The sequence below is a fragment of the Planctomycetia bacterium genome (assembly GCA_034440135.1).
Classification (GTDB): Bacteria; Planctomycetota; Planctomycetia; order Pirellulales; family JALHLM01; genus JALHLM01.
Genome location: JAWXBP010000056.1, coordinates 17,803 through 38,846, shown reverse-complemented (window position 1 = coordinate 38,846; position 21,044 = coordinate 17,803). Strand labels below are relative to the sequence as shown.

General features: G+C 63.1%; 19 protein-coding genes. 6 read left to right on the top strand and 13 right to left on the bottom strand.

Features of this window, described 5'->3' with window-relative positions:
- Window positions 1-980: ribulokinase (locus SGJ19_03205; GenBank protein ID MDZ4779241.1), on the bottom strand; the 980-nt coding region annotated here is incomplete at its 3' end.
- A gap of 457 nt (window positions 981-1,437) precedes the next feature.
- On the opposite strand from SGJ19_03205, the gene pilM reads away from it, so the two are divergent.
- From pilM to SGJ19_03180, 5 genes are all read left to right on the top strand, one after another.
- On the top strand, window positions 1,438-3,966 hold the full coding sequence (gene pilM, locus SGJ19_03200; protein MDZ4779240.1) for a type IV pilus assembly protein PilM: 2,529 nt from the start codon (window positions 1,438-1,440) through the stop codon (window positions 3,964-3,966).
- Window positions 3,967-3,989: 23 nt separating this feature from the next.
- Entirely contained in the window at window positions 3,990-5,543 is a 1,554-nt protein-coding gene (locus tag SGJ19_03195; GenBank protein MDZ4779239.1) for a hypothetical protein, read from the top strand.
- 40 nt (window positions 5,544-5,583) lie between these two features.
- Complete coding sequence (locus SGJ19_03190) at window positions 5,584-7,878, top strand: hypothetical protein (protein ID MDZ4779238.1); 2,295 nt, start codon at window positions 5,584-5,586, stop codon at window positions 7,876-7,878.
- 163 nt (window positions 7,879-8,041) lie between these two features.
- Window positions 8,042-8,920, top strand: coding sequence for a UDP-N-acetylmuramate dehydrogenase (gene murB / locus SGJ19_03185; GenBank protein MDZ4779237.1), 879 nt, complete (start codon window positions 8,042-8,044; stop codon window positions 8,918-8,920).
- A 180-nt stretch (window positions 8,921-9,100) separates the two neighbouring features.
- Window positions 9,101-10,054 carry a hypothetical protein gene (locus SGJ19_03180; protein ID MDZ4779236.1) on the top strand — a complete coding sequence of 318 codons (954 nt, stop codon included), beginning with the start codon at window positions 9,101-9,103 and terminating at the stop codon, window positions 10,052-10,054.
- Here SGJ19_03180 and SGJ19_03175 read toward each other — a convergent pair.
- A complete protein-coding gene (locus SGJ19_03175; protein MDZ4779235.1) occupies window positions 10,051-10,248 on the bottom strand; it encodes a carbon storage regulator in 198 nt (65 codons plus the stop codon). The two genes, SGJ19_03180 and SGJ19_03175, sit on opposite strands and share 4 nt — an antisense overlap.
- A 140-nt stretch (window positions 10,249-10,388) precedes the next feature.
- On the opposite strand from SGJ19_03175, the gene larB reads away from it, so the two are divergent.
- Window positions 10,389-11,150, top strand: a complete 762-nt coding sequence (larB, locus tag SGJ19_03170; protein MDZ4779234.1) for a nickel pincer cofactor biosynthesis protein LarB — start codon at window positions 10,389-10,391, stop codon at window positions 11,148-11,150.
- A 40-nt stretch (window positions 11,151-11,190) separates the two neighbouring features.
- On the opposite strand, the gene SGJ19_03165 is transcribed toward larB, so the two are convergent.
- The 11 genes from SGJ19_03165 to pgsA form a co-directional block, all read right to left on the bottom strand.
- Complete coding sequence (locus SGJ19_03165) at window positions 11,191-12,135, bottom strand: DUF3616 domain-containing protein (protein MDZ4779233.1); 945 nt, start codon at window positions 12,133-12,135, stop codon at window positions 11,191-11,193.
- A 38-nt stretch (window positions 12,136-12,173) separates the two neighbouring features.
- Window positions 12,174-12,725, bottom strand: coding sequence for a GNAT family N-acetyltransferase (locus tag SGJ19_03160; protein ID MDZ4779232.1), 552 nt, complete (start codon window positions 12,723-12,725; stop codon window positions 12,174-12,176).
- A gap of 2 nt (window positions 12,726-12,727) precedes the next feature.
- Complete coding sequence (locus SGJ19_03155; protein MDZ4779231.1) at window positions 12,728-13,234, bottom strand: hypothetical protein; 507 nt, start codon at window positions 13,232-13,234, stop codon at window positions 12,728-12,730.
- Between the two features lie 104 nt (window positions 13,235-13,338).
- Window positions 13,339-14,151 carry an SDR family oxidoreductase gene (locus SGJ19_03150; GenBank protein MDZ4779230.1) on the bottom strand — a complete coding sequence of 271 codons (813 nt, stop codon included), beginning with the start codon at window positions 14,149-14,151 and terminating at the stop codon, window positions 13,339-13,341.
- Complete coding sequence (locus SGJ19_03145; protein ID MDZ4779229.1) at window positions 14,141-14,995, bottom strand: SDR family oxidoreductase; 855 nt, start codon at window positions 14,993-14,995, stop codon at window positions 14,141-14,143. The genes SGJ19_03150 and SGJ19_03145 overlap by 11 nt, the downstream gene beginning before the upstream one ends.
- Before the next feature lies 1 nt (window position 14,996).
- Entirely contained in the window at window positions 14,997-16,142 is a 1,146-nt protein-coding gene (locus SGJ19_03140) for a hypothetical protein (protein MDZ4779228.1), read from the bottom strand.
- A complete protein-coding gene (locus SGJ19_03135; protein MDZ4779227.1) occupies window positions 16,135-17,286 on the bottom strand; it encodes an aminotransferase class III-fold pyridoxal phosphate-dependent enzyme in 1,152 nt (383 codons plus the stop codon). Before SGJ19_03135 ends, SGJ19_03140 begins: the two co-directional genes overlap by 8 nt.
- Complete coding sequence (locus tag SGJ19_03130) at window positions 17,279-18,394, bottom strand: glycosyltransferase (protein ID MDZ4779226.1); 1,116 nt, start codon at window positions 18,392-18,394, stop codon at window positions 17,279-17,281. The genes SGJ19_03135 and SGJ19_03130 overlap by 8 nt, the downstream gene beginning before the upstream one ends.
- Entirely contained in the window at window positions 18,376-19,023 is a 648-nt protein-coding gene (locus SGJ19_03125; GenBank protein MDZ4779225.1) for a PEP-CTERM sorting domain-containing protein, read from the bottom strand. Before SGJ19_03125 ends, SGJ19_03130 begins: the two co-directional genes overlap by 19 nt.
- Before the next feature lie 192 nt (window positions 19,024-19,215).
- On the bottom strand, window positions 19,216-20,235 hold the full coding sequence (locus SGJ19_03120; protein ID MDZ4779224.1) for a CPBP family intramembrane glutamic endopeptidase: 1,020 nt from the start codon (window positions 20,233-20,235) through the stop codon (window positions 19,216-19,218).
- A gap of 7 nt (window positions 20,236-20,242) precedes the next feature.
- On the bottom strand, window positions 20,243-20,842 hold the full coding sequence (pgsA, locus tag SGJ19_03115; GenBank protein MDZ4779223.1) for a CDP-diacylglycerol--glycerol-3-phosphate 3-phosphatidyltransferase: 600 nt from the start codon (window positions 20,840-20,842) through the stop codon (window positions 20,243-20,245).
- Between the last annotated feature and the right edge of the window lie 202 nt (window positions 20,843-21,044).

The window sequence follows — 21,044 nt, the reverse complement described above, 5'->3', positions numbered from 1 at the left end:
GGCAGAATCCCACCCTCGACCACCCCCGCCACGCCGGGAATCATCCGTTCCTCGCGGGCATTGAGCATGTGGCAACTGCTCGTGCCGAGCACCATTACGAGCGTACTTGGCTCCCCGACGCCCGCGCCTGGCACGCCCGCATGCGCGTCGATCGTGCCGACGCTCACCACCGTCCCGGCCCGCAGGCCAAGCTGCTTCGCCGCCGCGGCGGTCAACTCGCCCGCCGCTTCGCCGGGCGACAGCATTCGCCCGGGCATTTTTTCCAGTACCACTTTTTCCATCCGCCGGTCGAGCGCCCGGAAGAATTCTCGGCTGGGGTAGCCCTTCGCGGCGTTCCACATCGCCTTGTAGCCGGCCTGGCACGTTGATCGCGGCAAGTCGCTGGCCGTTCCACCGACGAGTTGCCAGACGAACCAATCGCCAGCCTCGAGCCAGACCTCGGTTGCCTCATAGGCTTGGGGCGCGTTCCGCAGCGACTCGTAAATCTTGGGAAAGAACCACTCCAGGCCGATCGTGCCGCCGTAGCGCGGCAGCCAGATTTCATTCCGCTCCGCGGCGAGCCGATTGATCCGCTCCGTTTCGGCTACGGCCCCGTGATGTTTCCAAAGCTTCGGCCAGGCGTACTTTTCGCCGCGAAACCGCTCCGTGAAGCACAGCGGCGTGCCGTCGGCCAACGCCGGCAACATGGTGCAGCTCGTGAAATCGACGCCGATGCCGATCACCTGGTCGGCGCTCGCGCCGGCCTTTTTGAGGGCGGCCTTCACCGAACGCCCGGCGCTGGCCAGCCAATCGCCCGGGTGTTGCAGAGCGAATTCGGCGGGGAGCATTTCCCCGGTGGCGGGGAGGCGATCGATAATCTGGCCGTGCGGATAGGCGGTGACCGCCGCCCCGCGCTCCTGGCCGGTCAGGTCCACCAGCAGGGCGCGGACGCTCTCCGTGCCGAAATCGAGTCCGAGAGCCAACCGGTCCGCCTGGGGCATGGGGAAAATCTCTATAATTGCCGATAGTTGTTCGTAGGTGTCTCGCGGGGGTCGCCTCTCTTCGCCCCCGCCCAAACCGACGTGAACGGAACGCCCCGACACTAGCCCGACGCGCAAGCGAGGGGGAGCGGGCGTCGCGTTCGTGCGTACGGCCTTACTCGAATTCGACGTCTGCTCCCCCTCGCTTGCGCGTCGGGCTAGTGTAGCCGTGTCCCATGACGCGAACGGGAAGCATTCCCACGTCCCGTAAATGTCTGGAACCGCGAAGTCCGGTAACTATAATACTTTTCGGGGAATTTATTGACATCGCACGTTGTGCCTATAAATTAAACAATGCGTCGAATCCGATGGCGCTGCCGACCTCTCCTCTCGGGCCCCTCTCCACGGCCTGGCGTCATCGGGACAGTACGAGCACCGGCTCGCGCTGTTGGCAAGGAACAGACCGAGGAACAGAGCGATGGCTAGAGGAAACGCCGTTTGGGGCATTGATATTGGTCAATGCGCGCTCAAGGCGCTCCGATGCTCCAGGCATCCGGAGGACGCTCAGCGTATTGTCGTCGACGCGTTCGACTTCATTGAGTACCCGAAGATTCTCAGTCAGCCCGAGGCCGATCCGGTCGAGTTGGTCGGCAACGCCCTGACGGAGTTTCTCTCCCGCAACTCGGTGCGTGGCGATCGCGTCGCCATCTCCGTCTCCGGGCAATCGGGCTTGTCGCGCTTTATCAAACTGCCGCCGGTCGAATCCAAGAAGATTCCCGACATCGTCAAGTACGAAGCCAAGCAGCAGATTCCGTTCGCGCTCGAAGACGTCGTCTGGGACTACCAGCAGATGGCTGGCGGGAGCGAGGAAGACGGCTTCGCCTTGGAAACCGAGGTCGGCCTGTTCGCGATGAAGCGCGAGCAAGTGTTCCGCGCCTTGAAGCCGTACAACGCAGCGAATATCGAAGTTGACGTCATCCAATTGGCGCCGCTGGCGCTGTACAACTTCGCCGCTTTCGACCAGATGCCCAATCTGCCGCCGGCGGACGAGTTCGATCCGGACAACCCGCCGGATTCGACGGTGGTGATTTCGCTCGGCACCGACACGACCGACCTGGTGATCACCAACGGGTATCGCGTCTGGCAGCGCAGCATTCCGCTCGGCGGAAATCACTTCACCAAGGCGCTGACGAAAGAACTAAAGCTCACCTTCGCCGCGGCCGAACACCTGAAGCGCAACGCCGCCACGGCGGAGAATCCGAAGCTGTTGTTCCAGGCCATGCGGCCGGTGTTTAACGACATGCTGACGGAGTTACAGCGCTCGATTGGCTATTTCCAGAACGTCCATCGCAACGCCAAGATCGGCCGCGCCATCGGCCTCGGCAACGCGATGAAGTTGCCGGGCCTGCAACGCTATTTGCAGCAGAACTTGGGCATCGACGTCGTGCGGATCGAGAACTTCCGCGGGCTGAGCGGCGCCGGCATCGTCGATACGCCGGCGTTCAAAGACAATCTCCTCGCGTTGGCCGTGCCTTACGGACTCGCCGTGCAGGCCCTGGCCGAATCGCGGATTCGCACCAACCTGATCCCGCGCGAACTACTCAAGGACCGCATGATCCGGGCCAAAAAGCCCTGGGCCGTAGCGGCCGCGGCGCTGCTGATGCTCGGCACCAGCCTGAGCTACGCCAGTTACTGGCGGGCCTATGCCAGCGTCGAACCGGAGAAATTCAAGAGCGCGAAAGACACGGCGTCGGGCATCGCGACCACGGCGGCTGGCTACACAACGGAGTTCAACACGGCCAAGGATGATTTTCAGAAGATTAATCGCGTGGCGGTCAATCTCGCCCGCAATGCGGAAGGACGCCGGCTGTGGCTGGACGTGTTGAAGGGCATCAACGCCGCCATTCCGAAGCCCGAGGGCGACCCGCGCAAGACCAAGCCCGAAGAAGAAGAAAAGCGGACCGGCATTTACGTCGATCAGGTCGATTCGAAGTTCGTCGACGACGTCAAAGTCTGGTACGACGGCGTCATTCAAGCCAGATGGCCGCAGCCGGGCGATCCGAATTTCCCCGCCGCTGCGGCTGGTGATGGCACGACGCCTGTGGACCCGAATGCCTTGCCCGTAGCGGACGCCACGGCGCCGGTCGTCGATCCTAATGTCGTGCCGGCGGATGCCGCTGCGACGCCCGATCCGAGTGTTCCCGTAGACCCAAGCGCTCCGGTCGATCCGAGCGCTCCGGTGGATGCCACTGCCGCGCCAGCAACGGTTCCCGCCACGATGGTCGAGCCTCCGACAGGCCCCGGCTTTGTGATTCAGATCAGCGGCTATCACTATCACAACTCGGAAGACAACACCAAACAGATCAGTTCGCAGTACGTGCTGGATACGCTCATCGAGAACCTGAAGAACACCAAGATCGAAGTGCCCGATCCTGACACGGGCGGAATGAAAACCGTCTCGTTGCCGGAGATGGGCGTGAGGTTCCCTGTACTCTTGCCGGGCCCTCCGATTGACTGGAAGTACAGTGTTGCGGAAACGGACGTCCCGCTCGGGACGATGACCGCTCCGATGGCATTGCCGCCAGGGGCTCAAGGCCAACCCACGGCAATGATCGACACCGGTCCGAAGATGGTGACTCTGCCGAAGTATGAGTTCATCGTGCAGTTCCTCTGGCAAGAACCGAAGCGAGCTCAAGAAGCCGAGCAACTCGCTGAAGCCGCGCCGGCGGATGCCACCGCTGCTCCCGCGGCGGACACGACCACCGAACCGGCGCCCGCTTCGCCGGCCGCCGACGCGGCGGCAACCGAACCTCTTCCAGCCGATGCACCGGCTGCCGATACGACCGACGCCTCAGACGTAGAGACCGCCGCGCCTCCGGCGGGGAATGTAGCTACTCCACCGCCGGCGGACGGGGGCGTTGCCCCCGAGGCCGCCACAGAACAACCCAGCGCGCCACCTCCCGCGGAACCTGCCGATTCCGCTGGAGCGACCGCGCCAGACGCCTAACGCCTGGGCAAGGAGCGTAAGCCATGGACAAAGTGCGCGAGATCCTGGGGGTGCTGAAAAAGCACCACTTCTGGATCGTTTCGGTGGTCGTCTCGATGACGATCCTTGGCTGTTGGTATCAGGCCAAGGGATCGCTGAGCCAGATGTATTCAACCGAGAAAGCGGCGATCGAAACCGCCAAAAGCGGACTGGAGACGATTCGCTCGAATCCATTTCAACCGAACCCTAGCTACAAACAGGGGGCGGAGGCGAAGCGGGACGAGCTTAAGCTGACCACCGACAAGGAGTGGCAGCGACTGTACGAACGGCAAAGGGGCGTGTTCACTTGGCCCGAAGAATTGCCGGAATTCAAGGCCTGGGAGGCCGGCGGTCGTAAGACAACAATGACCCCCTTGATGCTGCAGCTCTATCAAAACTTCATTGATAAGGAGTTCCCGCGCCTGGAAGAGCTCGTCAATGTGCGGCGTGAGAAGTACCCGCAGGGGAGCGGCGCGGTTTCGCCCGGACCTATGCAGGGCTCTTACCCAGGATCTCGCGGGGGCGGGGCTTATGGCGGCGCCGGAGCGCAAACCGTGGAGATGATCGGCATCGTCGATTGGGAGCCGGCTGACTTCGCGAAGCTCCAAGGCGTGGACGGCCTCAAAACTTGGGGTACGAGAGCGCCGCAACAGATCGAAGTCTTGATGTGCCATGAGAGTCTGGCCGTCTATCGCTCGTTGCTGGAAGCGATTGCGCTGTGCAACGAAAACGCCACCGACAATGACAATGCGATCGTCAAGCAAATCCAGCGTCTGGATATCGGCAAGCACACGACGCTGCCCGGGCCGTTCGACGGGATGCAGAACGTGATTATGCCCAACGAATTGTTGGAGGCGGCGTCCGGACTGGTGGCCAATCCGTACGGCAGCATGGGGCGAGTCGTCGTGGAGGGCGAAATGCCTTCCAAGGAGTCGATCATCCTGGACGGCCGTTATGTCGACGGCTCGGGAAAACCAGTCGACGCCACGGCCGCGCAGACTGCCCCGCCGTATGCGGAATTCAAATTGATGAAGGTCCGCCTGGTGCTCGTGGTCGATCAGCGCGGCATTCCCAAGTTGATGGCGAATCTCGCCAACGCGAAGCTGGGAGTCGAAATCCACCAGGTCCGCATCAACCCGCAGGAAACCAAGGTCGTCGAGAGCGTCCGCGCCAATCTGGGAGGCTCGGCCGGTCCGGGCGGCGGATATCCTGGCGGACGTCCCGGCGGCGGCTATCCCGGGCCAGGGCCATCGGTCGGCCCTCCGGGCGGTGCTGGTTCACCGTACGGCGGTGGTGGTGGCAGCCCCTACGGGCGCGGCGGCGGCCGAGGGGAAGGTGGACCGCCTGCCGGATATGGCGGCGGCGGTGGTGGGTTGAATCAGACCGCGGGTCAGAACACGAACGACGCCACGATTGAAATCAAGGGCGTGATGTACATCTACAATCCTTACGATCCGACGAAGACCGGATCGGGCGCGGACGCTGGCGACGCGCGGAGCTTGTTTGGCTTCGCCGGCGCGACGGACGGCGCCGCCGCGGCGCCCGCGGCAACCCCGTAATAAATCGGCAAGGAACCATCTCTTAAAGAGGCCGAAAATCATGAAAAAACCCAAGGTCAAATTGGATTCGTCCAAGCTGAAAGGCGCGATCGCCAAGCACTTCGAAAAAGTGCTGTTCGCGGTCGTCGGGTTGTGTTTCGTATGGCTGGTGTATTCGGCAATGAACGTCGAACGCTTCACCGGCACGCCGGAGGATTTGCAGCAAATCTCCGCGCAAACGCAGCAGCATATCGAAGGACGCACCTACGACGAAGAGGCCAAAAAGAACGCCAATCTCGTCAGCACGGCCGTGTTTCGCGACGCGATTAAGATCAATCCGGAAGTGGAAGCGAATGGCTGGAAGCCGCTCAAGCCCGCCGACAGCCCCACGACGCGCCGTAAAGCGCCGAAGGTGATGGGGCCGATCGCGATGCGGGTCAGTGGAGGCATTGGCGCGATCGTTACCGTGGCGGATGAAGCCACGGCCACGAAACGAGCGCTGACCGCCATCGAGGAGGAGGAAGCGGCAGAACGCAAACGGGCGGAAGAAATCGCAAAGGCGGCTAGAGAGGCGGAAAACTCGCGACCCGGCGACGCCGGCGGTTACCCCGGTGGTGGCCCTGCTGCTGGCGGATACCCGGGCGGCGCTGGTGCGCGTGGCGGGGCGGGGGGCGGAGGTGGACGCGGAACAGGCGGCGGTGGTGGACGTGGTCGTGGCGGCGGAACGCCCTATGGCGGAGCGCCGGGCGCCGGACCTTATGGCGGCCCCGTCGGTGCGCCGACGACACAGCCCGAAGAAGTCGTTGAAATGCCCATGATCGTTCCGACTCCGGAACAGGTCGTCAAAGGCGTCCGTTGGATTTGCCTCACGGGCGTGGTTCCCGCCAAGGCACAATTCGCGGAATTCAAAAAAGCGGCCGGAGGCGACGCACAGCTCAGCGAGCCGCCTCGCTACTTGATGTACGAGATTCAGCGCGCCGATTTCGTCGCTGGCAAACAACCGGCCGATTCGGATTGGCAGGACGTGAACGTGATCAAGGCGCTGGCCGATTCTCGTAAGGAATGGGCCGCGACTTACGAGGAGATCGCGGATCCGGAAAAGATCGTCCCCGGACTGGCGATGCCGTTGCCGCCGCTCTACACGCGCAATTGGGGCAACGAAGTCGTGCACAGCCCGGAGATCGAACGCCTCGATCCGGCCGCGCTGATGGACCGGCGCGTCGCCCTCTACAAGCAGTTGGAAGAGGAAGAAAAGAAAGCCAAAGAAGCGGGCCAACAACCGGCCAATGACGGTTCAGGTTCGGAGCAACCGCCGGCGCAAGCGACGCCGACCAATGCGCCGACGAGCATTGAAGACGTACTTGGCGGCGGTGGACCTGGAGGGGGTGGCGGTTATGGCGGGCGACCTGGCGGTTATGGTGGCGGCGGCGGTTCGCCATACGGAGGCGGAAGCCCCTACGGCGGCCGTCCTGGCGGAGGAGGTTCACCTTACGGCGGCGGCAGTCCGTATGGAGGCCGTCCGGGCGGCGGCTCGCCGTATGGCGGCGGTGGTTCACCGTACGGCGGCGGCGGCGCGGGCGGCATGATGACCAGTTACACGCCGCCGGAGCACGCCTTGCTGCGGTTCTTCGATTTCACCGTCGATTCCGGCAAGACCTACGTCTATCGCGTGCGGTTGCGGCTCGCGAATCCGAATTACGGCCTGCCGGCCAATCAATTGGAAAGCCCGTCGTTGAAGGACGATCAGTATCTCCTTGGCGAATGGTCTCAGCTCACCGAGGCCGTCCGGGTGCCGGGCGACGACGCGTTGTTGGCGGGTAAGTCGTCCGTTTCGCGCGGCGTGTTCGACCCCATTGCCGAAGTCGTCGTGGAGCACTTCGACCAAGCCAAGGGCGTGATGGCCTCCATCGCCGACAAGGCCGAACGCGGTGAATTGGTGAATTGGGCTGCGAAAAAGATGGAATACGTCCATCCCACGAAGCCTAAGGTCGAAAGCTTCGAAAACGTGAAACTGAAAACCGACCTGACCGTGGTCGATATCCTCGGCGGCGTGCGGATCGGCAAAGCCTCGGCCAAGGAATCGCCAGGGCGCATCCTGACGATGGACGCCGACGGCAACTTCGAAATTCGTGAAGAACTGACCGATCGCACGGCGGTCGCCTCGGCCGACGCGGCGCGAAAACGTGCCGAGAAGTTCGAGGAATTGGGCGCTGGCGGCGGTTACGGGGCGCCGCCAGGCGGAAGTCCCTATGGCGGTGGCAGCCCCTACGGCGGCCGACCAGGCGGCAGTCCCTATGGTGGTCCGCCGGGAGGTAGCCCTTACGGTCCTTCGGGCGGCGAGTCGCGCGGCCGATAAGCAGTCGTACATTTGTAAATGCTGTTCTCCGGGGCGTCCTTTGGGACGCCCCGGTTCATTGACGCGGCGAGGCAATCCGTGCCCGCCCGCTGGACGATTGCCGTCGCACGCCTCAAAATGCGGCGAACGATTCTTTCGCGGACACAGGCCGAGGTTCGAGCGAATGTCCTTCAGCACCGGATTCGAAGCGTTCGTTCGAAGTGACGAGCCGCTTTACCTGCACACCTGGCTGCACATTGGCGGGCCGGCGCAATTCTTCGCCACGCCCCGCGACCGCAACGAGTTGAAATCCGTAGTCGTACGCGCGGCCGAACAAGGCCTGCCGGTCCGTCTGCTGGGAGGCGGCTCGAACATTCTCGTCCGCGACGAGGGCGTGAAAGGCGTCGTCGTGCGACTCGACGCCCCGGCGTTCGCCGAAATCAAAGCCAGCGGCGATGCGGTCCGCGCCGGGGGCGGCGCGCGGCTGGGACATGTAATGTCCGAAGCCGTCGCGCACGGCCTGGCAGGATTGGAGTCGCTCGTTGGCATTCCGGGCACGGTTGGCGGAGCGTTGCGGCTCAATGCTGGCACGCGCAGCGGCGACATCGGCCAGTGGACGAAGCGCGCCACGGTGATGAATCGCGCCGGCGAAATCATCGAGCACGAGCGCCAGGATCTGGTGTTCGCCTACCGGCAAAGCAGCCTCGACGAGTTGGTGATCCTCGAAGCGGAATTCGAGTTGGAGTCCGAGAATCCCGAAGAGTTGTCCAAGCGGATGCAAAAGCAATGGATCGTCCGCAAGGCGGGGCAACCGCTGGGGCACCAATGCGCCGGACAGATTTTTCGCAACCCGCGCGGCATGAGCGCCGGGATGCTGATCGACCAGGCTGGTCTGAAAGGGCATCGTCTCGGGTCCGCGGAAATCAGCGACCGCCATGCCAATTTCATCATCGCCGATCCGAACTGCACGAGCCGGGATGTGATCGAACTGATCGAACTGATCCGCGAACGCGTCAACGACCGTCTTGGCGTCGAATTGGAAACCGACATCGAGATTTGGTAAATCGCGACGTTCTTGGCGATCCCGCCGGTTTCGCAAATCCGGCGGACTGCAGCGATTGCCGGCGATTCACCGCGCAGATTGCGGACGCCTCGCTCGGGTGGACGATAAGTGATGCGATGCGCGGCCACGCGCTTTGAGCCCGGGTTGTTCGCGAAGATTCACCGCACTGCGACGTCCTTCATGACGACTCCCAAAAAGCAGGAATTGGCCCCTGTCGCGGATCAACCGCGACTGTTGGGCAGGCTTTTCCGAAGGGCGATGGTCCCTGCGCGTTTGCTGAGTGAGCGCACGGCGCGGCGCTGGCTGCTGATGGGGTGCTTTGTCGGAGGCTGCATTGGCCTGTGCGCGGCGATTTGGCGCAATGTCCGGGAGGACGTATTCGCGCAGGCGGAATACCAGGTGCCGATCGCGGAGCTGCACCTTCCGCGATCGCCGAGTTGGCTCAACGAGCGCGCCGATATTCGCCGCGACGTGGTCCGCGATGCGAGTCTGGAAGGCAATTTGTCGTTGCTGAACGATCGCCTGACGATCGATCTGGCCCGCGCCTTTGCGCTGCATCCCTGGGTCGAAGAGGTCACGTCGATCCGCAAATCCTTTCCGGCGCGGATCGACGCCGAAGTCAAATACCGCCGGCCCGTCTGCCGCGTGGATTTGCCCAATGCGAGCTACCTTGTCGACGCGCAAGCCGTTTTGCTCCCCATCGACGACGTACGCCCGGACGCGCTCGCGAAACTCCCACGGCTGACGGGCGTCGAAGCTCCCACGGGATTGGCCGGCGCCGTCTGGAACGACCAGCGTGTGATTGGCGGCGCGGAGATCGCCGATGTACTGAAGGACGACTGGTCGGCGCTGGAGCTAAAAGCCATCGCGCCCAAGGCGTTGCCGACGCGTTCCCCTCGTGGCACGGACTATGCGTTCGACCTGATCACCGAACAGGATCGGGTTATCTGCTGGGGATTCGCCCCGGAAGTGGAAAATGCCGATGCCGCCGCGTTGGCCTGGAAGCTGGGAGAAATCCGCGATTTCCAGCGGCAGCGCACCGCGCCGGTTCGTCGGGACAACGACCCCAGCATGACGCCGACACGTCGTGTCGAGGATCTGACCTTACAGCGCATGGACCGCGCCAGCCATTAGTGGCAGACTTCCGGCCCCCGCCGCTCGCTCGGCCCTTCTTCTTGGCGCACCTGCACTTCGCTGCGCACGATGGTCACGTGGCCCGGCGCTTCGATGCCCAAGCGCACGACGCCATCGGCGATCCGCACAACGGTCACCGTTACATCGGCGCCGATCTGAATCCGTTCATCTAAACGACGCGAGAGCACCAACATCGCGACTCCTCCTTGATGGCGAGGGCGCTAGCAAAACACCCGCCAGCATACCGGTCGCCAGCGACCCTCGCAAGGAGCGGCGCGGGCACAGAGGCCGGCGGACGGCAGCCTACGGCGGCCGCGTTAGTTACAATACGGGTATGAATCGCGACGCCGCCACGGAACTTGCCAAACGTTTTTTGGATGGAGATTTGCCGCTCGACGCTCTGCGCGCGGCATTTGCACGCGAGCAAGTCGCCGACCTGGCGGACGCCACGGTCGATCTCGACCGCCAGCGGCGGTGCGGCTATCCGGAGGTGATCTATGCCCCTGGCAAGCCGGTCGAGAGTTTGTTGCGGATCGTGGCCGAACTGATCGTACGCGAGCAGGACGTCCTCGCTACGCGATTGGATCCCGGGCAAGCCGAGGCGCTCGGCGCGCACTTCCCAGACGGCGTGTGGAACCACCGGGCGCGGACCTTTCGCCGGATGGCAGCTTCCTCGACGCCGACGCTTGGGCGCGTCGCTGTGATCACGGCCGGCACCAGCGACTTGCCGGTGGCCGACGAAGCCTGTGAGACGGCACGATGGATGCGCGTCGAAGTCGTGGAAATCAGTGACGTCGGCGTCGCCGGTCCGCACCGCTTGCCGCGCCGATTGCCGGAGTTCGCCAACGCCGACGCCATCGTCGTCGTGGCTGGCATGGAAGGTGCGCTCCCTAGCGTGGTGGGGGGCTTCGTCGATTGCCCCGTAATCGCGGTCCCGACCAGCGTCGGCTACGGCGCCAATTTCGGCGGTGTGGCGGCGCTCCTCAGCATGCTCAATAGCTGCGCCGCGAACGTTGCAGTCGTCAACATCGACGCCGGCTTCAAAGCCGGCTACCTGGCCGGCATGATCGCCAGAAAATCGCGATCCCCTGCTTGAACCGCGTCTCAGCGCCACTGCGCTTCAAATCGGCAAGACCTTACTCCGGGAGCTTGATCCAGCCGGCGCGGAAGTGGCGTTGTTTCTTGGGCGCTGCTTTGCAGTCTTCGCCGTTTACGTTGCGCGAGCCGTCGTCGCTGAGCACCCAGAGGTCGCGCCCGCGGTCGCCGAAGAACGCCACGGCTTCGGGCGTGTAACCTTCGATGCGGCCATTGGCTAGTTGCGTCGGCTTGTCGGCTGGCTCGCCGCTCCAGCGCCAGAGTTCGAACGCGCCGTCGTCGTTGAATGGTCCCGAGACGATGAGGAATGCCTTCTCGGCGGGCCAGAACTCCAGGCTGCGGATTCCACTGCCGCCCAAGTCGAGACGCGCGATCCGCCCAAGCGCGAAAGGCTGGTCGTTGATGACCTCGCCGGGATTCTTCACTTCGACGAGCAATGCCTGACCAGCCGGAACGGGATTCCGAAACGCAATCCATAGCGTGCCTTGCGGCGTAGCAGCCAGCCCTTCGATGTTCACGGCGCCGTGTTGCTCCGGAGCGAGTTGCGTGAGCTCACTCCAGCGGCAATCGGCCAGCCGAGTATCGCTCGCCAGCGCGGCTAAGAGCCCGGTCTGCGGCTTGCCGACCAGGTCGACTTTGAGGTTCGCGCCGATGCCGCTCAAACGCGTCGCAAAGAAACGATGCCGATTGGGCCGCGGTTCGCCGTCCTTGTTGTTACCGTGGGAGCCGATCCAGTAGATCAAATCGCCGATCTGGGCTGCGCCTTCCAGATCAACCTCCGGGCTGGGCTTCCCGACGCCCAGCGTCTTGTCCAACTTGAACGTCGCCACTGCCGATCCCGCACCGTCGCGCTCGAACAGCCGCAGTGTATTGTCCTCGTCGTTGGCGGCCAGGAAGTAGTTATCGCCGACAGGAATCATCGCCGAGGCGTCGCACATTTCGCGGAACTCGCGGACGTTGGACAGTTCCGCTGCCTTCGCACTCATGGAGCACAGCGCAAGCGCCGCAATGAGGAATGCCCTACTCAACGTTCCGTTCCTTTCGTTCCAACCTCGCCGTCGCGGCGGCAAGCGAAGACATGCACCTGGCGTCCGAAATACATTGTATCGCGATCGTGGCTCATGCCCAACTTCGCCGCGATGCGCAGCGAGGCGACATTCGCAGGGTCGATGATCGCAATCAGCCGCTCGAGCCCCACTTCCCGGAAGGCATAGTCGCGCACGGCCGTGGCCGCCTCGGTGCCGTAGCCGTGTCCCCACACATCGTGGGCCAGGCGATAGCCGATCTCGACTTGCTTCCCGTCGTCGAGCGTTTGCATCGACAGCCCGCAAAAGCCCAACAATCGCTCGTCATTTCGCCGTACCACGGCCCAATGCCCGAATCCGTACAGGGCGTAAGAATCGGCGATCCGCGTAAACCACGTGCCCACCGCCGTGGCGTCGAGCGGACCACTGACGCTGAACCGCATCACCTCCGCGGCGGCCAGGATGGGACGCAAATCGGCTGTATCGGACGGATCGAAATGGCGCAGGACGAGCCGCGGTGTTTCCGCAATCAGAATCGAGGGACGCGTCATCGTCACTTGGTTTCCGCCGGCGCGTCTGCGGCCTTCTTTTCCGGCCGCTCGATCACGCCGAACAAATGCCCGCCGTGATCGCCGCCATCCCAGGTGCCCGCGTATTGGTCTCCATAGACGAGCACGCGGGCCGTGAACATGCCCAAGCCAGGAACCGTGAATTTGGTCAGCGTAATGACCGGCGTGTCCCCCGCCCAAACTACGTCCAGGATCAACGGCACCGTGACGTCGTGATCGCCATACTGAATGCGCGTCGAAAACAACCACTTGCCGCTGTCAAGTTTCTTGACTTCACCCAGCGTGTATTTGTCCTCCTTGAGAGCTTGGTCGGGCTTGATTTCACCGAGCGTGAACCCGCCCCGCATCACGGCATGCGACATCGTCTTGGCGAACTTGGCCTCCAACTCCACCTGATTCGGCGTGGCCGGCACTTCGGCCGCCGGCGCCGCGGAAACCGCGCTCAGGCAAGCTAGTGTCATGGACGCCGTAAGAACAAATGCGTTTCGCATGTGACGCGCTCCCAATACGGTGAGTCGAACTGAAGATATTCTTTCAATGGAATTGTCGCACGCCGAGTGTCCGGGGGACAAGAGCGCGAAGATCGGCGGCATGGCTAACGGCGCAGCGAGTCGACAATGTTGCGATGGGCCGAACTCAGTAGACTAGGGAACCAGCGCCATTTCCACCAAGTTCGACGGGCCCTCGCGGGGAACACGATCACCGGCTGATTCTGCTCCGCTCCAAGCAAGATCTCGCAAGCGGCGGCCAACGTGTCTTCGGCGTCGCTCGGCGCTTGGCGCGGCGCGGGCTTGGCTGCGGGAAGGATCATCGAGTCGTGAAAGTTACTGCGCACCGGGCCGGGACAGACGACGCTGACGCGCACACGCTGGTCGGCTGCTTCAGCTCGCAAGGAGAGCGAAAAGCCGACCACGGCGTGCTTGACCGCCGCATAAGGAACCGTGCCGGGCACGGGGACCAATCCGGCGAGCGACGCGGTGTTCACAATCTGTCCGCCGCCGTGCTCGGCCATCCAGCGATAGGCCGCCAGGCTGCCATGCACGCAGCCCCAGAAGTTGACGTCAACGATCGTCCGCCATTGCTCGATGGAAAACTCACGGACGTCGCCGAAGCAGCCGATGCCGGCGTTGTTGAACAGGATGTCGATGCGGCCGTATTCGGCGATCGTGGTTCGCACCAACGCTTCAACCGCCGCGGCATCGGTGACATCGACGACGGCTGCAGTGGCGACACCCTGCGTCGAGCGGATCCGCTCCGCGATGGCCTCGACGGCCGCCGCGTCGCGATCCGCCAATACAACGCGCGCGCCGCGCCGCGCGAGTTCCTCGCTCAGCGCCGCGCCGATGCCTGCGCCACCGCCCGTGATGATGGCCACGCGATCGCGATAACTCCCGTCGTTAGCGGCCACGCGGCAGGCTCCTGGTGATCAAAGCGTCGCGCCAGCGCGTCGGCAACCGGTCGATCCAACGAAGCCAGCGCGAATCACGCCCGACGACGTAACATGTTCGAGGTCGCTTCGAGGTCATGGCCTTCACGATTTCATTGGCCACGCGCTCCGGTGGCAGGCCTCCGCCGCGACGCACATGGTTCAAGAGCGCCGCCATGGTGGCGTCGTAGTATTCATGCGCGTCGGCCGGCCACTCGGCCTGCACGCGTTCGCATTCGGCGATGCCTTTCTCCCAGATCGGCGTGGCGATTTGGCCTGGTTCAATCATCACAACCTCGATGCCCCACGGCCGCAGTTCCGCGCGGAGGGAATCAGACATCGCGCGCAGGGCGAATTTCGAAGCGGCGTACGGTCCCACGAACGGCAACGCGACACGTCCGGAAATCGAACTGATGTTGACGATTCGTCCGGTCGCCTGCCGCAACAGCGGCAAACAGGCCTGCGTTACTGCCGCTGGACCGAGCACGTTCACATCCAGTTGCCGGCGCAGCACGGATATCGGCGTGCACTCCAACGGCCCTCCAAGCGCGACGCCGGCGTTGTTCACCAGTCCGTATAGGCCACGGCCAGCGGCTCTCACCTGGACGCATTGCACCGCCGCATGAATCGACGATTCGTCGGTGACATCCAGCGGTAGCGTAAAAATCCGCGAAGGGCAATGTTCGCAAAGCGCATTTACATGTTCGGGAGTACGGAATCCGGCAAAGACTTCGAAGCCTTGGTCCGTCAACGCGCGAACGGTCGCCGCGCCGATGCCGGTCGAGGCGCCAGTCACCAGTACCGAGCGAAGCGCAGCGCCGGCCATCTTAGAGTGTCTCCGATAGGAATGAATCGATTAATTGCGCCGGCGTCGGGGATTGCGCGAGATACCGACTGACCGGTTCCAACAAACGCGCGTGTTGCGTCGAAGCCAGCGCAACAAGACGATCTACGTCGAGCGGCTCGTCGAGATTCAGCATCGTCGGTTCTTCGCCGAGGAAAAAGTGACGCGCTCCCAAAACGCGGATCTCGCGCAGCGCGTGCGCCAAATGCCCTGGGGCGAAGGTGAAGACGGTCCGCTGATGGATCACGCGGCCCAGCATCGAGGCGGAAAACAGATTCCAATAGAACACGTGCTCGGCATCGTACAGCAGGAGCATGAACCGCAGATAGCCACACCCCGATAACGCAATGAGATTCGCCGGCGCGATGCCGGTCGCCTGCACCGCTTGCAAGCACGCCGCCGGGGCAATCAACACCGGCTGCCGCCCGGCTTGTTCCGTGTCGCGCAATCGTGCGGCCAGGTCGATCGCGAAGGCCGTGCGGCCGATCGCCGCCGCTTGAATGGCGTCGTCCTCGGGCGAAAGGATGAATAGCCAGCGCCGCCGGTCGCTGTCGATCGCGCTCCAAGTGGATAGCCTCGCGGCGCGGCGTCCTAGTTTGGTCGCGCTGTAGACTTCGCTCGGATTGAAATACGATCCATGTCGTCGGTTCGAGTTGATGCCGTCCGGCGCCAAGTAAACGTGGAAGGCGTCGGCGAACGCCTCCGACAACCAACGAAAATGGTCCGCCAACATCGGCGCGGCGGCAAAATGCGTCTGAAACAACGCGCCGCCGCGAGCGATCAGTCCCAGCGAAGGGTCGCTGGTGACTGTGCGAATCCCGCGGCCGCGCCACTCAGCCAGCAGGCCCGCGAGCGCTTCCTGCGTCAACAACTTGTTGACGACAAACAGATACCCGGAGAACAGCATCAAGATGTCAGGCCGTTCTCGATCAACGATCTCGGCCAACTCGCTGGCCGTGCGATACGCGTGAGCCGGCACTGGCAGCATGCGCTCATTGACTTGATGCAATCGCGGCGGCAGCGCGAACACGGAGGTAAACGGCGCGCCGGCGATGAAATACAACGCGTTGAACAACTCGCCGTAGTCTTGGGAGAGGACGAACAACAACTTGGGCGGCGAACTATCCATGGTGGATCGCCAGTTGCTCGTGGATCGTCTCGACGAGCACGCGACACGCTTGCCCGAGATGCTCCAGCTCAATCGTCACCGCCGGCAGCAATCGCACGAAACGACCGTTACTGCCAATCGCGACGCCCCGGCGATAGACCTGCGCCAGTAGCCGCTTCATTTCGACGTGATCCGGAAGTTCCAACACCCACAGTGCCCCGCGTCCGCGCAGTCCGACGCCCAGTTCACGGAGCGGCGCTAGTTCGCGTTCGATGATCTCGGCGATTGCAATCACGCGCGCCACAACATTGATCGCGTTTAGCTCATTCAGCGTGGCGGCGACCGCCGCACACGCGAGCGCGTTTCCCGCGAAGGTGCTGCCTGGAAGCATGCCGGGTTCGATCGCAATGGACCGATTTACAACCACGCCAGAAACCGGAAAGCCTGCGCCGAGAGCCTTGCCGATCAATACGACATCCGGCAGGATGTCGACGGATTGAAAGTAGAAGTTGGCGCCCGTGCGGCCGAAGCCTGTCAAGATTTCGTCGAAGACGAGCAGCGTGCCGTATTCGCGACACATTTTCGCCAGCGTGCGATAGAACGCCGCCCTCGCCTCGTATCCGCCATGGGAACCGAGCAACGGTTCGACCAACACGGCCGCGACGTTTCGTTCACGCAATACGTCGTCGAAGCTTGCGACGATATCCATTTCGTCCGCCTGGTCCACAAACGGAAGTCGCATTAACTCCGGCGCGTCGAGATTCCAGTCGTTACCCCACCCGAGCGCCGCAGTGGCGAGCGACTTGCCATGCATGGAGTGTTCAAAACCGACGATCTTCTTGCGCCCCGTGGCGACGCGCGCCATCCTCGATACAAACTCGGCGGCTTCCATGCCAGTGCTATAGAAGCCGGCCAGGCGATGTGACGGCGGAAAAAGCGATTCGACCGCCGCTTGCGCTTGTTCGCGAATGGGCGTCGAGATGGCGCCGGTGTTCCAGATTTGGCGCAATTGTTTGGCGATCGCATCGCCCACGACGGGATTCGCGTGCCCGAGCCACGCCGCGCCATGCGCGCTGAAGAGATCGATGTACGCGCGCCCGGCCTCATCGAAGAGCCGATCGTTTTCGCCCCGGGCGATCAGGAATCGATCGGCGTTGTCAGTCACGACGCTGGCCCTCCAGGTGGGCTTCAATCCACTCAGCCGCGCGCGCGGCGCCGTCTTCCCGAAGCAATCGTTCACGCCAATTCATGGCGGACGCGGCGAGCGTGTCGTCCGTTGTCGCCGTCTCGATGCAGGACGCCAGGCCGGTTGGCGTCAACGCGTCGGCGGCCAGCACGCCGGCGGCCAGCCGTTCGCGCAGCAGGATCTCGCCGAACACGCGTTGGCAAGCGACTTGAGGCAGAATAATCGACGGCTTCCCAGCTCGCAACACGGCCGCCAACGTGCCGACGCCTCCATGATGCACCACGGCCGCCGCGCCCGCGAACAGCAGTTCATACGGGGCTTCGTCGATCACGAGAATGTTGGGCGACGCGATCTCGTCGAGTTCTTCCAACGACCAGCCACGCACAACGATGCCGCGACGGCCGCTCAACGCGAGAGCTTCGACAATGCACCTGGAAATCGCCCGAGGATCGGCAAATGCCATCGACCCAAGCGTGATCACGATGGGCGCGGGGCCTTTCGCCAAGAACTCCTGCACGCGCGGCAGTAGCGAGTCTTTGTCAGCATGGTCCGGCGACGTCCAGAAGCCCGTGAAGCGATAACGGGCGTCCCAGCGGTATTCCGGATCGATCAACGCCTGGGGCATCGCCACGAGGTCGAGCACTTCCGCGCGCTGGGCGCCGAATCGGGGCAAATCGTCAATCTGCAATGGCGGATCGTAGGTTACGGAGACGCCCGGCAGCACGTTCTCCCCGCGACGCAGCACCAGTTTCAGATTGTTGATGAAGACATCCGTCTGCTTCGTCAACGGCGCGATGGCCTGAATCGCCGCCCCGAGTTGCGGGCGCAGCCAGGCTTCATAAAAAGACCTAGTCCGTTCGACAAGATTCGTCGAGCGGCCGGCCTCGCGCAAGGCCGCGACGAGTTGTTCCCTGGTGCCGGCATTTCCCGCCGCGGCGAATTGCAAACCCGCGCGCTCCACCGCTGCGGCGTTGAACGGTGAACTGGCGACGGTGACTTCATGACCTCGCGCGGAGAGCGCGCGGCCCAAGGTCAGGAAAAGCTCCAGATCGCCGCGCGTGCCGAGCGTCAGGATGAGCGCGCGCATCGCCGGGAATTCCGTCCAAGTCGTGCGCGGCACGTTGCCGCGATGCAAACGCCGATTCCGGCCAACGTAATGGTGCCTGGCTCCGGCACCGCGACCAACACCTTGGCCGTGCCCAGCACGATTGTGTCGTCGAGTACGTTGCCTTGGCCATCGACGAACAATTGCTCGGTGGGAAAGTGTGGCGCGAGGCTCAGCGTGAGGTCGTAGGAATCCGGCGCGAGCGCCAGGTTCTTGAGCGTCACCGTGGCGAGCAGGCTGTCTTGATAAGGTGTGAACGTAACCTGATCGATGTTTCCCTCCGCCCCGGCGAGACCGGGGCCCGATGTGATGCTCGCGCCGGCGGCGAAGGCGAAGTAGTTCAGCTCCGCCGGCACGACCAGTCCGTCGACGGACGCCTTGGCTCCATCGAAGTCGAATTGCCAGCCGTAGCTGACCAGACCGTTGGCGACGGCGTCCGCGGCGGCCGTGGCGACATCGCCGTCGATCAGCACTTGCACGTCGAACGACTCGCCCGGCGCCACCTGGTAGATGCTCTGATCGAACAGCAGGCCCGGCTCGGCCACGGCGGCCTGCGGTGCCAGCAACAGTGCGCCGACAATCGTCATCAAGCCAAGAAGACTACGATTCATTCGAAGGGTGCCCATCATGTTGTCGCCTCGCTCAAAAAGCTCGCCAGCGCCGGCGGAGATTCCACTGAAAACTGAACACTGAAAACGTCAAACTCCGCCCGCCAACACGCTAACAGACCGGCACACAAATAGCAACAATGCGGGATTTTTCACTTTGCAGATACGAGTTGTCGCCTCGACGGTCCGATTTGCCTACCGGGGCGGCAGCGTGAGCACCAGCGCCGTGAGCGAACAGACGTTCAGGATCATATGCAGCAAAATGGACGGCAACGCCCGGTGGGTCCTCTGGTAGAGGTATCCCAGCCCGCAGGCGAAAAAGAAAATCGGAATGAAATCCAAGTTGGGCGACCGGGGATCCACGTGTACCGAGGCGAACACGGCGGCGCTGATCGCGATCGGCAGCCACCCCCCGCGCGGCGCGCGGACCGCCGGCGCATATTCGTCCGCCGTCTCGCCGTCCGGGCTCAGGTCGTGGACCGCCGCTTCGTCCGGCGGCGGGGCATGACGGTGAACGAGCACGCGTTCGAGCCAACCCTGGAAGATGACGCGGAAAAACAATTCCTCCCAGATCGGCGCCCACAGCCCGGCGGTCACCAGAGCTAGCGGACGTAAGAACATATCGTTGGATTCCGTCAGGGCGCGAATCAACGGATGTGGTGCGTCATTTATTTGATGCAGCAACGCCTGGAGCGCGTACAGCGGCGGCAGAAACGCCACGGCAGCGATGAGCGCGATGCCAAGGTCGCGGCCAGCGTGCGTCGTGACCAGTCCCCAATCTTCTGGCGTAGCGCCGTAGAGCCATCGAAAGCCGATCAGCGCGGCGAGTAGCGCTGTCAACTGCGAGACCACGAGTGTCAGCAACTTGGCGGATGTGATCAGTTCGGCATCGTCGGCGACGGGCGCACTCCGGCGTATCGTCTCGGATGGCGCATCCACGTCCAGGGAGAACACCTTCGTGATGTCCACATCCGCATAGAGGAGGGAGAACGCCGTTATCGCCATGAATGAGACCAGGGCCAGTACCAACAGCCCGACGATCGTCCAGGGAACTGGCCGGCGCGGCTCGTAAGGCAAAATCGGCTGCCCTTCAACCGCGCGCCAGCCGAGGCGAATCCAGAGCGTCAAACTGCCGCTCACGAGCAACGCGACCACGACGACCGCCAGCAGGCGGGGATCCCAAGCGTCCGCGGTTGTTTGCCACCAGCCCAACATCGATCGCTCACCTGCGAATGAGCCGCGCGGCGGCGAAAATGTATTCCACGCCGGACCACACCGTCAGTCCCACCGCGGTCCAAATGGCGCCGCGCAGGGCATAGAGAAACATACGCTGCAATTCCGGATCGACGCTCGCGCCGCGCGAGAGATAGTGGAGATAGCCGAGACTCATACCGGCCGCCACGCACTGAAACACCATCTTCAACTTGCCCGACATGCTGGCGGAAAAATCAGCGCCTTGTTGTTCCAAGTACCCGCGCAAGGCCGTAACCAGCAACTCGCGCCCGACGACGACGACCGCCATCCAGGCCTTCAGTTCGGACAGCGGTTCGGCGACCAAAAAGATAAACGTCCCGCAGATGATCACCTTGTCGACGAAAGGATCGAGGATTCTTCCCAACACCGTGACCAGTCCATACCGCCGGGCGATAAAGCCGTCGAGCCAATCCGTCGAGGCGGCGACGATGAACACGATCGTCGCCGGCAGAAACTGTTTGAAGGCGATCAGCACGAAGAGCACGATCGACAGCAACAGCCGCGAGACCGTCAACTGATTCGGCACGTTGACGATCGTCGAACGGTTGGACGTCGGCTGGTCAGGCATGGGGAGTTTGAAGTTTTCAGTGTTCAGTTTTCAGTGTGACGCTACACACACGCGCGTGTTGTGGCACGGTCTCCTGACCGTGCCACTTTGGGCAAGCGTGTAAGGAACTGGAGACCTTCGGTCGGACCGGTGGCACGGTCGGGAGACCGTGCCACAACAATTCACCACAAGAATGCATCGCAACTCATCACACATCACTCCG